The 16932-nt window shown below is 70.0% G+C and carries 17 protein-coding genes and 2 tRNA genes; 9 read left to right on the top strand and 10 right to left on the bottom strand.

Annotated elements, in window-relative coordinates; translation table 11 throughout:
* The first annotated feature begins 23 nt into the window (after window positions 1-23).
* The 3 genes from IT184_08335 to IT184_08325 are packed head-to-tail and all read left to right on the top strand — an operon-like array spanning window position 24 to window position 2814.
* Window positions 24-512, top strand: coding sequence for a CYTH domain-containing protein (locus tag IT184_08335; protein MCC7008808.1), 489 nt, complete (start codon window positions 24-26; stop codon window positions 510-512).
* Window positions 509-2092, top strand: a complete 1584-nt coding sequence (locus IT184_08330) for a DASS family sodium-coupled anion symporter (protein MCC7008807.1) — start codon at window positions 509-511, stop codon at window positions 2090-2092. The genes IT184_08335 and IT184_08330 overlap by 4 nt, the downstream gene beginning before the upstream one ends.
* Window positions 2089-2814, top strand: a complete 726-nt coding sequence (locus tag IT184_08325; GenBank protein ID MCC7008806.1) for a hypothetical protein — start codon at window positions 2089-2091, stop codon at window positions 2812-2814. Before IT184_08330 ends, IT184_08325 begins: the two co-directional genes overlap by 4 nt.
* Before the next feature lie 22 nt (window positions 2815-2836).
* Here the strand turns inward: IT184_08325 and IT184_08320 are convergent, their stop codons facing one another.
* Window positions 2837-3502: a DUF2911 domain-containing protein gene (locus tag IT184_08320; GenBank protein ID MCC7008805.1), complete on the bottom strand. Its 666-nt coding sequence runs from the start codon at window positions 3500-3502 to the stop codon at window positions 2837-2839.
* A 318-nt stretch (window positions 3503-3820) separates the two neighbouring features.
* Here IT184_08320 and IT184_08315 point away from each other — a divergent pair, with 318 nt between their 5' ends.
* The 3 genes from IT184_08315 to IT184_08305 all read left to right on the top strand — a co-directional run bounded on the left by IT184_08315 (window position 3821) and on the right by IT184_08305 (window position 5819).
* Window positions 3821-4198: a hypothetical protein gene (locus tag IT184_08315; GenBank protein MCC7008804.1), complete on the top strand. Its 378-nt coding sequence runs from the start codon at window positions 3821-3823 to the stop codon at window positions 4196-4198.
* Window positions 4199-4462: 264 nt separating this feature from the next.
* A complete protein-coding gene (locus IT184_08310) occupies window positions 4463-4861 on the top strand; it encodes a hypothetical protein (GenBank protein ID MCC7008803.1) in 399 nt (132 codons plus the stop codon).
* Between the two features lie 466 nt (window positions 4862-5327).
* On the top strand, window positions 5328-5819 hold the full coding sequence (locus IT184_08305) for a hypothetical protein (GenBank protein ID MCC7008802.1): 492 nt from the start codon (window positions 5328-5330) through the stop codon (window positions 5817-5819).
* Between the two features lie 6 nt (window positions 5820-5825).
* Here the strand turns inward: IT184_08305 and IT184_08300 are convergent.
* Together IT184_08300 and IT184_08295 are read right to left on the bottom strand one after the other, a co-directional pair.
* A tRNA-Asp gene (locus tag IT184_08300) sits at window positions 5826-5902 on the bottom strand.
* A 29-nt stretch (window positions 5903-5931) separates the two neighbouring features.
* Window positions 5932-6007 (bottom strand) — tRNA-Val (locus IT184_08295).
* A gap of 76 nt (window positions 6008-6083) precedes the next feature.
* On the opposite strand from IT184_08295, the gene holB reads away from it, so the two are divergent.
* Window positions 6084-7079: a DNA polymerase III subunit delta' gene (gene holB, locus IT184_08290; protein ID MCC7008801.1), complete on the top strand. Its 996-nt coding sequence runs from the start codon at window positions 6084-6086 to the stop codon at window positions 7077-7079.
* A 72-nt stretch (window positions 7080-7151) separates the two neighbouring features.
* A complete protein-coding gene (gene pdxA, locus IT184_08285; protein MCC7008800.1) occupies window positions 7152-8060 on the top strand; it encodes a 4-hydroxythreonine-4-phosphate dehydrogenase PdxA in 909 nt (302 codons plus the stop codon).
* Here the strand turns inward: pdxA and IT184_08280 are convergent.
* The 5 genes from IT184_08280 to gmd all read right to left on the bottom strand — a co-directional run bounded on the left by IT184_08280 (window position 8033) and on the right by gmd (window position 14016).
* Window positions 8033-9631: a DHA2 family efflux MFS transporter permease subunit gene (locus tag IT184_08280; GenBank protein MCC7008799.1), complete on the bottom strand. Its 1599-nt coding sequence runs from the start codon at window positions 9629-9631 to the stop codon at window positions 8033-8035. The two genes, pdxA and IT184_08280, sit on opposite strands and share 28 nt — an antisense overlap.
* Entirely contained in the window at window positions 9628-10845 is a 1218-nt protein-coding gene (locus IT184_08275; GenBank protein MCC7008798.1) for an HlyD family secretion protein, read from the bottom strand. The genes IT184_08280 and IT184_08275 overlap by 4 nt, the downstream gene beginning before the upstream one ends.
* Entirely contained in the window at window positions 10845-12230 is a 1386-nt protein-coding gene (locus tag IT184_08270) for a TolC family protein (GenBank protein MCC7008797.1), read from the bottom strand. Before IT184_08270 ends, IT184_08275 begins: the two co-directional genes overlap by 1 nt.
* On the bottom strand, window positions 12227-12838 hold the full coding sequence (locus tag IT184_08265) for a TetR/AcrR family transcriptional regulator (protein MCC7008796.1): 612 nt from the start codon (window positions 12836-12838) through the stop codon (window positions 12227-12229). The genes IT184_08270 and IT184_08265 overlap by 4 nt, the downstream gene beginning before the upstream one ends.
* Window positions 12839-13038: 200 nt before the next feature.
* The gene (gene gmd / locus IT184_08260; GenBank protein ID MCC7008795.1) at window positions 13039-14016 is read right to left on the bottom strand and encodes a GDP-mannose 4,6-dehydratase; all 978 of its coding nucleotides are present in this window, start codon (window positions 14014-14016) and stop codon (window positions 13039-13041) included.
* A gap of 43 nt (window positions 14017-14059) precedes the next feature.
* On the opposite strand from gmd, the gene IT184_08255 reads away from it, so the two are divergent.
* The gene (locus IT184_08255) at window positions 14060-14929 is read left to right on the top strand and encodes a glycosyltransferase family 2 protein (GenBank protein MCC7008794.1); all 870 of its coding nucleotides are present in this window, start codon (window positions 14060-14062) and stop codon (window positions 14927-14929) included.
* Window positions 14930-14947: 18 nt separating this feature from the next.
* Here IT184_08255 and rfbD read toward each other — a convergent pair whose 3' ends face one another.
* Both rfbD and IT184_08245 read right to left on the bottom strand, forming a co-directional pair.
* On the bottom strand, window positions 14948-15787 hold the full coding sequence (gene rfbD, locus IT184_08250; protein MCC7008793.1) for a dTDP-4-dehydrorhamnose reductase: 840 nt from the start codon (window positions 15785-15787) through the stop codon (window positions 14948-14950).
* Complete coding sequence (locus tag IT184_08245; GenBank protein ID MCC7008792.1) at window positions 15784-16932, bottom strand: DegT/DnrJ/EryC1/StrS family aminotransferase; 1149 nt, start codon at window positions 16930-16932, stop codon at window positions 15784-15786. Before IT184_08245 ends, rfbD begins: the two co-directional genes overlap by 4 nt.

Below are 16932 nucleotides of genomic sequence, written 5' to 3'. Positions count from 1 at the left end.
CCCGGGTCCGATCGGAGGACGTCATGGCCCGCGAGATCGAGCGCAAGTTCCTCGTGGCCGGCGGCGAATGGAAGGCCGGCGCGGCCGGCGTGAGATTCCGCCAGGGCTATCTGTCCACCGTGAAGGAACGCACGGTGCGCGTGAGAACGGAAGGGCCGCGCGCGGTGCTGACGATCAAGGGGCTCACGACCGGCGTCACGCGCGCCGAGTTCGAGTACGAGATCCCCGTCGCCGACGCCGACGAGATGCTCGACACGCTCTGCGAGCGGCCGCTGATCGACAAGACGCGCTATCGCCTCGACGTCGGCGGCCGGACGTGGGCGGTCGACGAGTTTCACGGCGAGAACGAAGGCCTCGTGACGGCCGAGATCGAGCTCGACGCCGCCGGCCAGGCGTTCGATCGGCCGGCCTGGCTCGGCCCCGAGGTCTCTGCCGATCCGCGCTACTTCAACGTCAACCTGATCGCGCGTCCCTACCGAACGTGGAGCGCTGGCGAGCGACAGTCCTCATGAGCGGTACCCGGCTCACCGACGCGCCCGACCGTGCGCTGACGCCGTCAGCCGAGCCGCAGGCTTCGACGGCCGTCGAAGACCCGCTCGACATCGAACGCCACAAGCTCTCGGTTGTGGTGGAACGTCCATCCGGGCCGGCCGAGCGCTGGATGAAGTACCTGGGGTTCCCGCTGGGGCTCGCGGCATTCGGCGCGATCCTCGCGATGCCGGCGCCGGTCGGGCTGACCGGCAACGGCCAGGCGGCGCTGGCCGCCTTCGCGCTCGCACTGATCTGGTGGATCGCCGAACCCATCCCGACGCACGTCACCTCGCTCGTGCTGATGGTCGTGCTGATCCTCACCGGCGCCTGGAGCGAGGCGAACGTGCTCGGCGTGCTGGGGCTCGACGTCATCTGGCTGAACGTCATGGCGTTCATCCTGAGCGCCATCCTGATCAAGACGCATCTCGCGAAACGGCTCGCGCTGCTGCTGCTCGTGCGCTTCGGGCACCGCGCCGGCACGACCCTGCTCGCCCTGCTGGTCGTGCAGCTCGCGCTGGCCCCGCTCATTCCGGCGACCGCCGCCCGTGCCGTCATGACGCTGCCGCTCATGCTCGTCGTGGCCGCCATCTACCAGTCGACGTCGCAGTCGCCGACGAACTTCGGGCGCAACCTGTTCCTCCAGAATCTGCTCGGGATCAACATCTTCTCCTCGGGATTCATGACCGGTTCCACCGCGAACCTCATCGCGGTCGGTTTCATCCTGACGATGGGCGGCACCCGCGTGTACTACACGGACTGGATGTTCGCCAGCTTGCCGGTGGCGCTCGTCGCGATGGCCATCGCGTGGTGGATCGGCCCGCATCTGCTGATGAAGATCCCGAGCGAGCAGTCAGTGCCGCGGCTGGCGGGCGGCCTCGACTCGCTGAAGAGCCAGCTCGCCCGAATGGGACCGCTCACCTTCGGCGAGAAGAAGGGCCTCGCGATCTTCGGGCTGGTCGTGTTCCTGTGGGTGACGGATCGCTTCCAGATGGCGTGGTTCGGGTTCGGGATCTCGGCCGTGGTGGCCGCGATGCTCGGCGGTATCCTCGCGCTCACCCCGAGGCTCGGCCTGCTGAAGTGGAACGACACGGACATTCCGTGGCACCTGCTGATCTTCAGCGCCGGCGCGTACGCCGGCGGGCTGGCGCTCGATCAGACGGGCGCCGCGCGTTGGGCGATCCAGCGCGTGTTCGAGAGCGTGCACCTCGGCCGTGACATGAGCTTCTGGACGGTCTACGTCGTCGTCATCGCGCTCAACATGTACGCCCACTTCTTCTTCACGTCGAAGACCATGCGCACGGTGATCATGATCCCCATGGTGATCGGCATCGCGCAGTATCTCGGCTACCCGGTGCTGTCGCTCGCGCTGCCGGCGGCCTTCACGATCGACTGGGTGATCGGCCTGCCGATCAGCGCCAAGCCGAACCTGATTCTCTTCACGACCGGCCAGTATTCGGTGCTCGATCAGCTCAAGTACAGCCTCGTCATGACGACCATCGGCGTCGTGCTGCTCGTGGTCGCCGGCATGACCTGGTTCCGGTTCCTGGGGATCACGCCATGAAAGCGGCCATCCTCCTGTCGGGGCTGCTGTGGACGCACCTCGCGCCGTCGCGGGCGGACGCGCAGGTGATCGACCGCTACCTGGAAACGGTGGACGTCGATCGTCAGGGCGACGCGAGCGTGACCGTGACGCTCGAAGTCGCGGGCGGCGCGGGAGGACTGTCGGTGCGTATTCCGGCGGCCGGCCGGCGGCCCGGCCCAGTCAGCGTTACCGGCGATGCACGGCTCAGCGTCTCCGTCGTGACCGACGGCCCTGCGTGGATCGTCGTCGAAGGCGGTGACGAGGTGGTGAGGCCCGTCACGATCGGGCTGCGCTATCGGACGGCCGGTATCGTGGACTTCGGCGGGCCGGCGCTCGCGCACGGCAACCGGCGCCTGTCCTACCGATTCGTGAACACGCACGACGCCATCATGCGCCGCGTGGAAAGGACCGTCGTGCTTCCCGAGCCGCAGATCGTGTCGAGCGTGGACGACGTCGTGCCTGCCGCTGGCGAGACCTCGGTCAGCGTGCCGTATGCGCTCGAGACGCGCGGCGGGCGCGCCGCCGTGACGATCGGCACCGCCGAGCTCGCGGTCGGCGCGGAGCTCGGCGCGACCGTCGTGTTCAGATCCAGACCGTCGTGGCTGCCGCTGCTGCTGGTGCTGGCCGCGGCCGCGGCGGCCTACCTCTATGCCTTCCGCGACCTCGCCCGTCCGGGCCGTCTCACGCCTGAGCGGCCCTGACGGGACGCAGGCGCGACGTGCCTCATGGCGCGACGACGGTGAAGGGCAGGGAGCCCATCGAGCGGTCCCACATGATCGCCATGCGTCCGCCGGTCGGCGTCATGTCGGCGAACTGCCAGGTCAATTGCTCGATGCGGTACGGCAGCGTCTCCACCTTCATCGGCGCGCGGACGACGTCCTTGTCCGGCGTGTAGTTGAACGCGCCGTACAGCGCCTCCTTGTTGTTCGGATCGTATTTCGTCTGCGCCGGCCAGTTCGACACAATGAAGGTCCACTGGGTCGGCTGCTCGAGGTGGATGAAGAGCGTGTGCTCGCCGGCCGGCACCGTGACGCCGCCGATGACGAGCGGGACCTCGGAGCGCAGGCGCGTGGTGAAGTTCGCGCCGGCGCGCCACACGACCGCGTCGGGACCGTTCGTGGCCTTGCCGTAGTCGGCGCCCGTTCCCGTGAACGCGTCACGGCCGCGCAGCAGCGGGCGGCCGTAGAGGATGTCGATCCACTTGCCGCCGACATACCGGGCGCCCCCCATCGTGTAAGTTTGCCGATCGGCCTGCTCCCACTTGCCGAGCACCTGGACCGACGCGATGCCGTCAGGGCTGAGCGGCCGCGCCGGCGTGCTCTGCTGTGCGATGACGCCGACGCCACCTGCGAGCAACGCGACGGCCGCGACTGCCAGACGAATCCTCATGATGGAACCTCCAGAGCGAGCGCAGCGTTCCGGCACGCGGACGTTCCGCGGTGGGCGCTCGATCCTGCCGAGAATACCACCGCCGCACATCGGGTCGTGCGGACCGGTCGTTCGCGCGACCGCACGGAGACCGTCGCGGTGCAGGCAACGGGCACATCCGGTCTCCTGCGCGTCAACTGCAACCGACGTGGAAGATCGGCTGTGTAGCCGATGTATAGGTCTCGAGCGAGAGGGAGTGTGAGAGAGACAAAGGCGAGCGCGCGCCATGGAACCGATCCTGCATCGACGATCCTCACGAGCTCCCGAGCGGAGGACTCCATGCGCTTTCTTCAGCCACTCGCCCTTGCGTTCGTGCTCGCCGTCGCCGGTGCGCTCGCGACCGGGATGCGGCCAGGCTGGCCGTTCTCCACGCTTCTGATCGGTGCGACGCTCGCCGCGGCGATGACCGGCCTCGTCGCGTCCGTGTTGCAGTTCCTGCCGGAGCGGCTCTACCTGCCGTTCGCGATTCTGGCGGGCGCCGTGGTAGCGCTCTTCGTATCCGCGTCGCTGCAGGCGATCGAGGTCATGGGGTTTGGTTCCGTCCGCGACACGACGGTCTACGTGTGGCCCGTCGCGGCGATCGTCACCCTGCTCGTCAGCCGCGCGTCGGGCATGCGGCTGCCGTCGCTCAGACGCCGCCGGTCACTGTCACGTTGATGCGCGAGAAGAGGGCGGCGGCTGCACTCTCGGCGGGGCGCCATCACGCTCGCCCGAACCCGCGGCCGCGACATCGGTCGTCGACGATAGGACTTCGCAGGAGCTCCACTCCTAACCAGATCGGATCTCGGCGCACCCATCCGGCCGTCCGCCGAGCCGGGTCTCTGTCCATTTCGAGTAAGTAGTCTGGTGCGTGTTTCTACGAGCGTGTGTTCATCCTGCTTATTTCCGCACTGCGGGTATACTCTGTCGAGAGGTAACTACGTGGCCAAGAAGCGACGAGCAGGGGCACTCGAGTACACGGCGGAGAACATCGGTGCGGCGTTGGGACAACTGGCGCGACGTTTCGACGCGTTGAAGCAGCAGCGCGCCGAGTTGAACGCCGAACTGCAGCACATCGTGAAGTCGACGCGCGACATCGTTGTCGACGGCGTCAGCGCCGCCTGGAGCGCCTCGCTGCCCACGATGGCGACCAACCGCAAGGGCGGACGGCCGAAGGGCTACACCGTGTCCGACGCGACCCGCGCGAAGCTCCGCGCCGCCTGGGAGCGACGCCGCAGCGAAGCGCAGAAGAAGGACGCGGGCTCAGCGCGCGACGAGCGCGCGGCGATCCGCAAAGCGTCCGGCAGGAAGTTCAGCAACCGGCAGCGCGGGAAGGGCTGATCACGCGAGGCGAGGTCCTGCGCCGTGCTCCCGCGATGCAGTCGTGCGGCAGGCGTCGGCCGCCTGCCCGGCTTCGCTTCTCTCGCAGCCAGTGCCGATCCTGGGCGCGCGCAAGCGTGGCCCAGTCGCGCGTCACGCACCGGACGAGATCTCGGCGGGAGACATGGGGCAGATGGCCATTGTGCGCACCTGACTCGTCGGCCCGGAGTTCGCACGCGCCGATTGGGATCATGCTGCACGGGTGAAATGCGGAGCCACCCGGGCGGTTACTGGAGAGGGCCGTACGTCGAAGTTCGAGGCGCAGGGTAGGAGCAGGAGCGATACGCCCGAGTCGTGCCAGCCCCGGACCCGGTATCGGCGTGGCACTCACCCGAGATCAGATCGGCAAGGACCCACTCGCGCAACCTGGTTCCACGAGCCCGGAGCTGCCGCGGGGTCATCGATCGCGCGCGCACCCGTTTCGAACATGGCCCGTGGCAGTGGCGCGCACCGCATGTTGCTGACAGTCAACGACTTCACTGGTGCGACCGAACCCAGTGATCGGGCGAAGGAACGGCGCACGCTGGCAACGATTCCCGGCGATCTGGTTCGGATTTCGCGCGATCGGCTCGCGGGATCGCGCGATCTGGTCGTGCCGGCCGGCGATCTGGCCGCCGAATCGATCGTCCGCTCGTCAGAAACGCGCGATCGACCGGCGCGGCGACACGATCTGGCCGCGCATTCGGGCGCGCTGGTCCAGGGAGTGTCATCCCATCTCGTGATCGGGCGGATCCTGGTCAGCCCTGCGGTCCAATTGTGTCCGGACGGCGCGCGGCACCAGCCGGGGAGATCCCGCGCGCACTTCGCAGATTCTTCTGGAAAACGGCGGGGCCGACCGGACTCGTACCCGAAAGGCGAGCGAGCCGCTCACCGAGAGCGCCCGAGCGCGTCGGAACCGGCGTCGACCGAATGGACCTGAGGGAAATGGCGGGGCCGACGGGACTCGAACCCGCGACCTCTGGCGTGACAGGCCAGCGTTCTAACCAACTGAACTACGACCCCGCGAGACTCGCTGCGTCCTGCCCGCCGCGTGGTGGGCGGTACAGGGCTCGAACCTGTGACAGCCGGCGTGTAAAGCCGGTGCTCTACCATCTGAGCTAACCGCCCCGGCCGCGAACACGCGATTATGGCACTCGGCTACCCCTTGGCGCAACCTGATGGGTGTCTCGATTACGATCGTCACGTGACGTTTGCGTCCGTCATCGGGCACGCGCCGATCGTCGACCTGCTGCGGCATGCCGCGGCGCGCGGCCGCGTTCCGCAAAGCCTCATCTTCGCCGGGCCGGACGGCGTGGGCAAACGCGTCGTCGCGCTCGCGCTCGCGCAGGCCGTGAACTGTCCACACCGCAGGGACGGCGACGCGTGCGGCACGTGCGCGACCTGTCTTCGCATCGCGCGCGGGCAGTATCCGGATGTCACGACGATCGACAAGGGGAGCGAGGCGTCGATCAAGATCCGCGTCGTCCGCGAGCGTCTGCTCGACGCCGTGGCCTATCGGCCGTTCGAAGGCGCGCGCAAGGTGTACATCATCGATCAGGCGGAGGAGATGACGCTCGAAGCGCAGGACGCGCTGCTGAAGACGCTCGAGGAGCCGCCGTCCGCCGCGATTCTGATCTTGATCACGGCATTCCCCGACACGTTGCTGGCCACGATCCGGTCACGCTGTCGGCGGCTGCGCTTCGGATGGCTGACCGAAGAAGACGTCGTCCGCGTCCTCGTGGAGCGCGAGGGCCTGGAGCCGGCGGCGGCGCGTGGCCTGGCGGCGGCATCGGGCGGCAGCGTGGCGCGTGCGCTCGCCGAGCAGTCCGGATCGTTCGACGACGACCGTCGCGCGGCGCTGGCCCTGCTGGCGGCGGCGCAGGGCGGCGCGATCCCGCCCAGGCTCAAGGCGGCCGGCGCGCTGGCACAGCACGGGTCCAAGCGTCGCGATCGCGACGCGACGCAGGAGCGCCTCGGGATCGTGCTGTCGCTGCTGCGGGACCTCGCGGCGCTGGCAGCCGACGACGGCCGCGTGCCGCTGGCGAACGAGGACGTGGCCGGCGACCTTCGCGACCTCGCGCCGGCTTTTTCCCTTCCGCGCGTGTCGGCCGCCTACTCGTCGGTCGAACAGGCGAGCCGTCACTTGGATCGGAACGCCAGCCCGAAGATCGTGGCGGACTGGCTCGCCGTCGTCATCTGACGCGATGCCTGGCCGGCCGTTGGCTCATCGCGTCAGTCTTCGGTCGACGGTTGGCCGTCGCGGGTCCACCTAGTGTCGTTGCCCATCGTTGCCATCACCACCGGGGACCCTTCGGGGATCGGTCCGGAGATCGCCGTGAAGGCTGCGGCGCATCCGGGCGTGCTGGGCGTCTGCCGGCCGGTGCTCTACGGTCCCCATGACCTCGCCGAGGTCGCAGCCTTTCCGCGAGGACAGGTGAATGCCGCGGCGGGCCGTACGGCGTACGAGACGGTCGTCCGCGCCACGATGGATGCGCTCTCGGGCCGAGTCGATGCGATTGCGACGGCGCCGGTGAGCAAGGCCGCGTTCGCCGCGGCCGGGCTTCCGTGGAAAGGCCACACCGATCTGCTCGGTCATCTGTGCGGCGCGCCGGAGGTCGCGATGATGTTCTGGTCCGACGTCCTTCGAGTCGTGCTGGCGACCGTCCACATCCCGCTCGCCGACGTGCCGCGCGCGTTGACGACCGACGGCCTCGTCGCGCTGATGGGGCTCGTCGCGGCCGAGCTGCCGAGATTCGGCGTGACGGCGCCCAGGATCGCGGTCGCCGGCCTGAATCCGCATGCGGGCGAAGCCGGCCTGCTCGGCGCCGAAGACGCCGCGATCATCGCGCCCGCGATCGCCGGCGCCCGCGATCGCGGCATCAACGCGTACGGGCCCTATCCGGCCGACACGCTCTTCGTTCGCGCCGTGCGAGGTGAATTCGACGTCGTGATCGCGATGTACCACGACCAAGGGCTCGTCCCCGTGAAGCTCATCGCGTTCGGCAAGTCGGTCAACGTGACGCTCGGCCTGCCGATCATCCGGACCTCGGTCGATCACGGCACGGCCTTCGACATCGCCGGCAAGGGCACGGCGGACGAAGGCAGCCTCGTCGAGGCCGTGCGGCTCGCCGCCAGGCTCGCGCGCGGCCGCGATCACTCCACGACGGCGGCAACCGGCTGAGAGGCGGCGGGCCGTCGCATGAGGAAGACGACCGGGATCAGCACGATGAACACGATCCCGAGGAGCCGGAACAGGTCGACGAACGCCAGCATCGACGCCTGCCGCTGCACCATCCCGTTCATCGCCGCCAGGGCGACCAGGTCGTTCGGCGTGCCGAGCAGCCGGCCGAGCGCCTGACGCGTCGCCTCGCTCGCGGGATTGTACGGGCTGATGTGCTCGCTGAGCACGGCGGCATGCGTGACGCGCGTGCGGGTCAACAGCGTGGCGACCGCGGCGATGCCGACGCTGCTGCCGACGTTCCGCATGAGGTTGAAGAGGCTCGACGCGTTGCCGATTTCCTCGCGCGGCAGGTCCGCCATCGCGACGGTCGTCAGCGGCACGAACAGCAGTCCGAGCGCGACGCCTTGAATGACCTGGGGCCAGAAGAAATCCCAGTAGCCCGCCTGGAGGTTGATGGAACCGAGCCAGATCAAGGTCCACGCGCCGACGGCGAGGCCGACGGCGATCAGCTTGCGGGGATCCACCCGCGAGGTGAGCAGCCCGACGACCGGCATCGCGATGAACGAGCCCATGCCGCGCGGCGCGAGCGCGATGCCGGCCTGCAGCGACGGGTAGCCGTAGAGCGACTGCATCATCACCGGCATCAGGACCAGGCTGCCGAAGAGCACGAAGCCGAGCGCCGTCATGAGCAGCACGCCGACCGCGAACGTGCGATGCCGGAACACGTGCAGATCCACGATCGGATGACGGGAGCGGAGCTCGCGCCAGCAGAACGTCACGAGGCCGAACATCGCGGCCACCGCCAGCCCGACGATGAGCGTCGAATCGAACCAGTCCTCCTCCTGTCCTCGATCGAGCATCACTTGGAGGCAGCCCGCGCCGATCGCCAGCAGCGACAGGCCGAGATAGTCGATCGTCGCCGACGCCGCCCGGCGCAGGTACGCCGGATCGAAGACCCACAGCCGCGTGAGCAGCACCGACACGACGCCGATCGGGATGTTGATGTAGAACACCCACCGCCACGAGTAGTTGTCGGTCAGCCAGCCGCCCAGCACCGGCCCCAGGATGGGCGCGACCACTATGCCGAGGCCCCAGAATCCCATGGCCTTGCCCCGTTCGTGCGGCGGGAACGCCTCGAGCAGGATGGCCTGCGAGAGCGGCTGCATCACGCCGCCGGTCGCGCCCTGCATCACGCGGAAGATCACGAGCACGAGGAGGTTCGGCGCGACGCCGCAGAGCATCGAGGCGGCCGTGAAGCTCGTGATCGACAGAATCAGGAGGCGCTTGCGGCCGAAGAGCGACGCGAGCCAGCCGGTCATCGGCAGCACGACGGCGTTGGCCGCGATGTACGACGTGAGCACCCAGGTCGATTCCTCGACCGTGGCCGACAGGCTGCCCGCGATGTGCGAGAGCGAGACGTTCACCACGGTCGTATCGAGCACGACCATGAACGTGCCGAACATCACCGCGACGGCGGTGAGCCACGGGTTGACGTGCGCGCCCTGCTCGTCGGATGCGGGGCGGCTCGGCGCGTTGCCGGCTCCGCCGGCTGGCGGGGATCCGTCGCTCATCGCAGGTAGACGGTCGCGTTCACCGACATGCCGGGCCGCAGCACGGCGTCGGAGGTCCTGTCGTCGAGGACGATCTTGACCGGCACGCGCTGCACGACCTTCACGAAGTTGCCGGTGGCGTTGTCGGGCGGCAGCAGGCTGAACGTCGCGCCGGTGGCGCCCGCGATGCTGTCCACGTGTCCGGCGAGCGGATGGCCGCCGAAGGCGTCGACCTCGACCTCGGCCCGCTGGCCGGCCTTCATGTCGCGCAACTGCGTTTCCTTGAAGTTCGCCACCACCCACACGTCGTCGAGCGTGGCGATCGCCATGAGCGGCTGGCCCGGTTGCACGATCTGTCCGGGTTCGACGGACCGGCGGCTGACCACGCCGTTGGCCGGTGCGCGGACAGTGGTGCGCTCGAGGTTCGTCTGCGCCTGTTGCAGCGCCGTGCGGGCCTGCAGCACGTGCGCGTCCGCGACGGCCGCCTGCGCTTCGGTCAGCGCGATTTGCTGCGGTGCCGTGGCGGCGGCCGTGGTCTGCGCTCTGGCTTGTGCGAGCGCGGCGTCGGCCTGGCCGCGGCGCGCGGTGGCCACGTCCAGATTCGCCTCGGCCTCGCGCACGGCCGCCTCCGCCGATGCGACCGCCGCACGGGATGCCTCGGCCGTCGAGGCGGCCAGATCGAATTGCTGACGGGGCACCTGGTCCTTCTGCACGAGCGGCCGCAGGCGCTCGAGGTCCTGCGCCGCACGGGTCGCGACGGCGGCGGCTTCGGCGACGCGCGCGCGCGCGGCGGCGAGCTTCGCGGACGCCGCGTCCACCTCGCGCTGCGCCGCCTTCAGCGCGGCGTCGGCGCTGCCGGTGCCGGCCTCGGCGATGTCCTGGCCGCTCCTCGCCGTCGCCGACGTCACCGGCACGCTGCTGCGCGCCGCGCGGGCCGCCGCTTCGGCCGCCGCGAGGTCGGCCTCGGCGCGCGCCAGCGCGATCCGGTAGTCGTGGGGGTCGATCTCGACGAGCACGTCGCCGGCGTTGACGGTCTGGTTGTCGCGCACGTGCATCGCCAGCACGGCACCGCCGACGCGGGCCGCGACGGGACTGACGTGGCCGCTGACCTGCGCGTCATCGGTGGACTCGCGCGGCGAGAGCACCGTCCACAGCCAGTAGCCGCCGACGAGCACGGCGACGGCCAGCCCGCCGAGCATCCACGGGCGCCACGAAGAAGAAGCACGAATCGCCACTACGGGTGTCCTCCCACCAGCGTCAGGAACCGGGTTTCGCCCTCGCCGAGCGCCCGCGCGAGCTCGATCTTCGCGAGGTTGTGCCCGTAGACGCTGGCGATGTAGTGCTCGCTGGCGCGGGTCACCGCCTCCTGGGCCTGAACGAGCTCGATGCTGCTGGCGACGCCGGCGCGGAAGCGATCCTGCGCTTGTGTCAGCGCCTCGCGCGCGAGCGCGGCTTCTTCGGCCGCGGCCTCCACGCGCGCGGCGGCGGCCTTGACGTCGAGCAGCGCCGCGGAGAGGTCGTACCGCACGCCGACCGTCGCATCCGCCAGCTCGGCTTCGCGCCGGTGCAGCGCCGCATCGGCGCGCTGCACGTTGGCCGCCGTCCGTCCGCCTTCGAAGATCGGGACGTGCACGCTCGCGGCAATCGTGTAGGTGCGCTCGGCCGTGCCGGCGCTCGTGCCGAGCGCGCCGAGGTCGGTATCGAGCCGGAGGCTGGGCAGCCGGCCGCTCGCGGCGGCCTGTCGCGCCTGTCGCGCCGCGTCCACGCGGGCGGTGGCGCTCCTGACGTCCTGGCGGTGCTCGAGCGCCTCCGCGAGACCCGCCTCTTCGGTCATCTCCGGGGCCGCGACGTAGTCGACGCGGTCGCTCAGCTCGAACGCCTGCCCGGCGGGCAGGCCGATGGCGCGCGCAAGCTGCAGCTTGCGCTTGGCCAGCAGGTTCTCGGCGTCGATGAGCCTGGCCCGCGCGCCGGCCAGTTGGGTCTGCTGCCGCAGGACGTCGATGCGCGCCACGAGGCCGGCCGCGTGCTGATCCTCGGCCAGCGTGACCAGCGCCTGCGCCGTCTCGCGCTGCGACCTCGCCGACTCGACGCGGGCGCCATCGGCGAGCGCCTGCAGGTACACGTTGCCGACGGCGAGCACGACGATCTCGCGGACGCGGCGATCGTCGGCCTGCGCGGCCGCAGCCATGGCCCGCTCGGCGCGCCACTCGTGCAGGGCGGCGGCGTCGAACAACGGCGCCGACAGGGCCACGCGCGCGTCGAACACGGGGAACGGGCCGATCAGGCTGGGCAGGTCGCCGAAGCCCGTGAACCCGAACGCGGCGGTGTTGAGCACTTGATCGCTCTGGCGCACGGTGGCGGCGGCGTGAGGCAGGAGCGCGCTGAGCGCCTGGAGGCGCGAGGCGGCCGCGGATCGGACGTCGCTGGCGCTCGCGACGACCGCGAGATTCGCCGTCAAGCCGCGCTCGATGGCGCCGCCGAGCGAAAGCTGCAGCGGTTCCGGTGAGACGTTGCCGGTGGGCACCCCTCGAGCGAGCAGTTCGGGCGTGAGCGCCTGTGCGGCCGCGAGCGGGGCGCAGGCGAGCAGCAGGAGCAGCGAGCGAAGGGCGGCGATGGTCATCGGCGGGCGAGTCCTTGCCAGAGGAGCGATGCGGCGGCACTGGCGATCTCGTCGATGCTGCCGGCGTGCCAGCCTCGGATGCGATGGATGGTCAGGCCGTGCGCGAGGCTCACGATGGCCCTGGCGATCGCCGTGCGCCGGCTCGCGGCGACGGCCGTGCGCGGCGTGGCGTGTTGGAGCGCGGCTTCCCACGCCTGGACCTGAGCGGCGAAGACCCGGCCGAGCGTGTGCCGCGCTTTCTGCCGGACGTCGGGGCTGATCTCGAACTGGCAGTGCTCGATGAACTCGCGCCGCTCGTCGAAGAACGTCAGCGTTGCTTCGAGGTACTCGCGCAGCCGGCGATCGAGCGGCTCCGCTCCGGTGATGACGGGCAAGGTCGCGTCCTGCAATTCCCCGAGGTCGCGCGTCAACAGTTGCGCGAGGATTTCGTCCTTCGACCGGTAGTAGAGGTAGACCGTGCCCTTCGCCAGCCCCGCCGCCCGGGCGATGCCGTCCACCGTCGTCTCGGACACGCCGCGCCGCTCCAGGCTGTCGCGCGCGGCCGCGAGGATCTGGCCGCGCCGGAAGTCGGCCACGACATCGGTCTTGCTGACTCGGCGTGAACTCATGGGTCACTGAAATGACCGGACGGTCATTTCTGACAGTCTAGCAGACCACTGCCTCGCGCAAACGCGAGCTGCGTGTCCGGGCTATCGGGAGACGGCCTGGAAGGACGGTCGGGTTCCACGCGTCCGGGCAGGACGCGCGGCGTCGGTACGCGGCGGCTGTCGGGACCGCCCGCGCGGCGCCTCACGCCGCGGCCGACGAGTCAACCTTGGCCGCGGTCGGCCTGGAGCCGGGCGAGATCGGCGTCGACCATCATGCGGATCAGCTCCTCGAACGAGACGGAGGGCGTCCAGCCGAGCTCCCGGCGAGCCTTCGTGGAGTCGCCGATGAGATGGTCGACTTCCGCCGGCCGCAGAAACGCCGGATCCTGGACGACGTGCGCGCGCCAGTCGAGGCCGACGTGATCGAACGCGGTCTGCACCAGATCCTGCACCGAGTGGCTCTCGCCGGTGGCGATGACGTAATCGTCCGGCGTCGGCTGCTGGAGCATCATCCACATCGCCCGGACGTAGTCGCCGGCGAATCCCCAGTCGCGCTGGGCCTCGAGGTTGCCCAGCCGCAGCTCGGTGGCGAGCCCCAGCTTGATCCGCGCCACGCCGTCCGTCACCTTCCGCGTGACGAACTCCAGGCCGCGGCGCGGCGACTCGTGGTTGAAGAGGATGCCCGAGACCGCGAACAGGTCGTAGCTCTCGCGGTAGTTCACCGTGATGTAGTGCGCGAAGACCTTCGAGACGCCGTACGGACTGCGCGGATAGAACGGCGTGGTCTCCCGCTGCGGCACCTCGCGGACCTTGCCGAACATCTCCGACGACGAGGCCTGATAGATCCGGATCGACGGGTCGACGACGCGGACCGCCTCGAGCACGCGGGTCACGCCCTGGGAGTTGAACTCGCCCGTGAGCATCGGCTGTTCCCAGGAGGCGGGCACGAACGACATCGCCGCGAGGTTGTAGACCTCGTGCGGCCTCACGCGCTCGAGCGCGCGGATGAGCGAGAGCTGGTCGAGCAGGTCCCCGGGGATGAGCGTGATGCGGTCGAGCACGTGCGCGATACGCCAGTAGTTCGAGCTCGACAGGCGCCTGGTCATGCCGGTGACCTCGTAGCCCTGCTCGAGCAGCAGTTCCGACAGATAGGACCCGTCCTGTCCCGTGATACCCGTGATTAGCGCGCGTTTCGCCATACCGGCCGACCACGATAGCACGCGGGCCCGACAGCGTAGAATCGTGGCGGTGCCGGTCGCGATCCTGATCGTCAACTACCGCGTGTACCGCCACGTCGATCGCGCGTTGACCTCGCTGCGATCGTTCCTGCGTCCGGACGACGAAGTGGTGCTCGTCGATCACGCGAGCGATCCGGTCGAGCTCGCGGCTCTGCAGTCCAGGCATCCCGCGGTGACGTTCCTCCCGTCCAGTGCGAACCCAGGATTCGCCGCCGGCGTGAACCGCGCCGCGCGCGCGAGCCGGTCCCCCCATCTGCTCTGGCTCAATCCCGACACGGAGCTCGCCGGCCCGGTGCTCGACGGGCTCGAGGCATGGCTGTGCGAGCATCCCGACACGGCGGTCGTCGGCCCGCGCGTGCTGGATCCGGACGGACGCGTGGACGCATCGGCCAGACGCTTTCCCGGTCCGACGGCCGCCATCGCGGGGCGCTCGACGTGGCTCACCCGGCGATACCCGAACAACTGGTTGTCGCGGCGCAATCTGCCGGCGCGCGAGGCGACGGCGGCGATGGACGTCGACTGGCTGGCGGGAGCCTGCTTGATGACGCGGCGGGACGTCTTCGAGCAGCTCGGCGGCCTGGACGAGGAGTTCTTCCTGTACTGGGAGGATGCCGACTACTGCCGCCGCGCGACGGACGCTGGCTGGCGCTGTGTGTACCTGCCGACGGTGAGCGTGCGCCACGTGGGCGGCCGGTCGGCGGCCGCCGATCCGGCGCCGGCCATCCGCGCATTCCATCGCAGCGCCGTACGCCTGCTGTGGAAGCACGGCGGGCGCGGCAGTCGCCTCTTGCTGCCGATCGTGGGACCGGCGATGGTGATGTGGGGCGAGTTCCGCGCGCGCCTGCGCCGGCGCGGGCTCCCCTCGTCGCAGTAGAACGTCGCGGCGCGCGGCCTATGCGCCGCCGCGGAGGTACCGCCCGAGCGCATCCTGCCAGGTCGGCATCACGATGCCGACGCCAGCCAGCTTGGCGTTCGACAGCGCGGCGAATCTCGGGCGGCCGGCGGCGAGCCCGGCCTCGGCCATTCGTATCGGCACGATCGCCGCCTCCGGGCGGCCGAGCTGGACGGCGGCTTCGCGCGCCAGATCGAGCCACGTCGTCCACCCCGTGTTCACGCAGTGGTACAAGCCGTACGGGGATGCCTGCTGCAGCAGGCTTTCGGTCGCCCGCACGACGTCGTCGACGTAGCTCGGCGAGACGACGCGATCGGAGAACGCCCGTACTTCGGTGCCGGTCCTGATCCCATTTGCGATGCGGTCCACGCTGCTGCGCGCGGCCGGTCCGCCGAACAGGCTCTCGACGCGCAAGACGTAGTGCCGGGGCGCCGCCGCGGCGAACCACTCGCCGAGCAGCTTCGACGACCCGTACGTGCTCCGCGGATTGGGGGCGTCGGTCTCGTCGTACGGCACGTCCGTCTCGCCGTCGAACACGAAGTCGGTGCTGTAGTGGACCAGCACCGCGCCGAGGTCCTCGGCCGCGCGCGCCAGCGTGCGCACCGCGAACGCGTTGGTCGCGAGCGCATCCAGCGGGTGCTCCTCCGCGGCATCGACGGCGTTGTACGCGGAGCAGTTGACGATCGCGTCCGGACGGAGGTCTGCGACGACACGCCGCACGTTCGGGCTCGTCAGATCGAGCTCGGCCCGCGTCAACCCGACGACCTCGTCGCGCCGCCCGAGGCCGTGCACCATCGCGGCTCCGAGCTGACCGGCGGCGCCGAGCACCAGCACTCTCATGACGGGGCTCGGTCGAAGAAGTCCCGGACGCTCGCGACGACACGGCGCTGCTGCGCCTCGGTCAGCTCCCCGTAGATCGGCAGCGCCAGCGACGAGGCGGCGGCGCGATCGGCCACGGCGAACTCGTCCGACGCACGGCCCAGCGTCGAGAAACACTCCTGTCGATGGAACGGCACCGGGTAATAGATCTCGGTTCCGACGCCGCGGTGCGCGAGGTGCTCGCGCAAGGCGTCCCGCTGTGGTGCCCGGATGACGAACTGGTTGTACACGTGCAGGCAATCGGCTGGTTCGACCGGTAGCTCGACGACGCCGTCGAGGCCGGCTTCTGCGAACAGCCGCCGGTAGCGCGCGGCGTTGCGCCGGCGCGCCTCGGTCCACGCTGGCAGGTGGGGCGCCTTCACGCGCAGCACGGCGGCCTGCAACGCGTCCAGGCGGAAATTGCCGCCGATCCGTGCATGGAAGTACTTCGGCTCCGCGCCGTGGTTGCGCAGCAGCCGGATCTCCTGCGCGAGGCGCGCGTCTCGCGTGGTGACCAGGCCGCCGTCGCCGAACGCCCCGAGGTTCTTGGAGGGAAAGAACGAGAAGCAGCCCGCCTGGCCGATGCTGCCCGCCATGCGGCCGCGGTACCGCGCGCCGATCGCCTGCGCGGCGTCTTCGACGATCGGCACGCGCGCCTCCTGGGCGATCGCGATCAGCGCGTCCATGTCGGCGGCGAGGCCGTACAGGTGGACGGGAATGATCGCGCGCGTCCTCGGGGAGATCACGCGCCGCACGGCGTCGGGCGCGAGGTTGAAGGTGGTCTCGTCGATGTCGACGAACACCGGCGTCGCGCCCAGGCGGCTGACGCAGCCGGCCGTCGCGAAGAACGAGTAGGTCGGCACGATGACTTCGCTGCCGGGGCCGATGCCGAGCGCCATCAGCGCGACGAGGATGGCGTCGGTGCCCGAGGACACGCCGATCGCGTGCTCGACCTCGAGCATCGCGGCGAGCGTGCGCTCGAGCGCCTCGACTTCGGGACCGAGGATGAACTGCTGGCTGTCGGCGACGCGCGCGAGCGCCGCCAGAATCTCGTTCCTGAGCGGCGCGTACTGCAGCGTCAGATCGAGCAGCGGGACGGCGCTGTCGCGTGAGGCTGGCGTCGTCAT

This window comes from Acidobacteriota bacterium (assembly GCA_020853395.1).
In the GTDB taxonomy this organism is placed as follows: domain Bacteria; phylum Acidobacteriota; class Vicinamibacteria; order Vicinamibacterales; family SCN-69-37; genus JADYYY01.
This window is presented reverse-complemented; position numbering and strand designations above follow the sequence as displayed.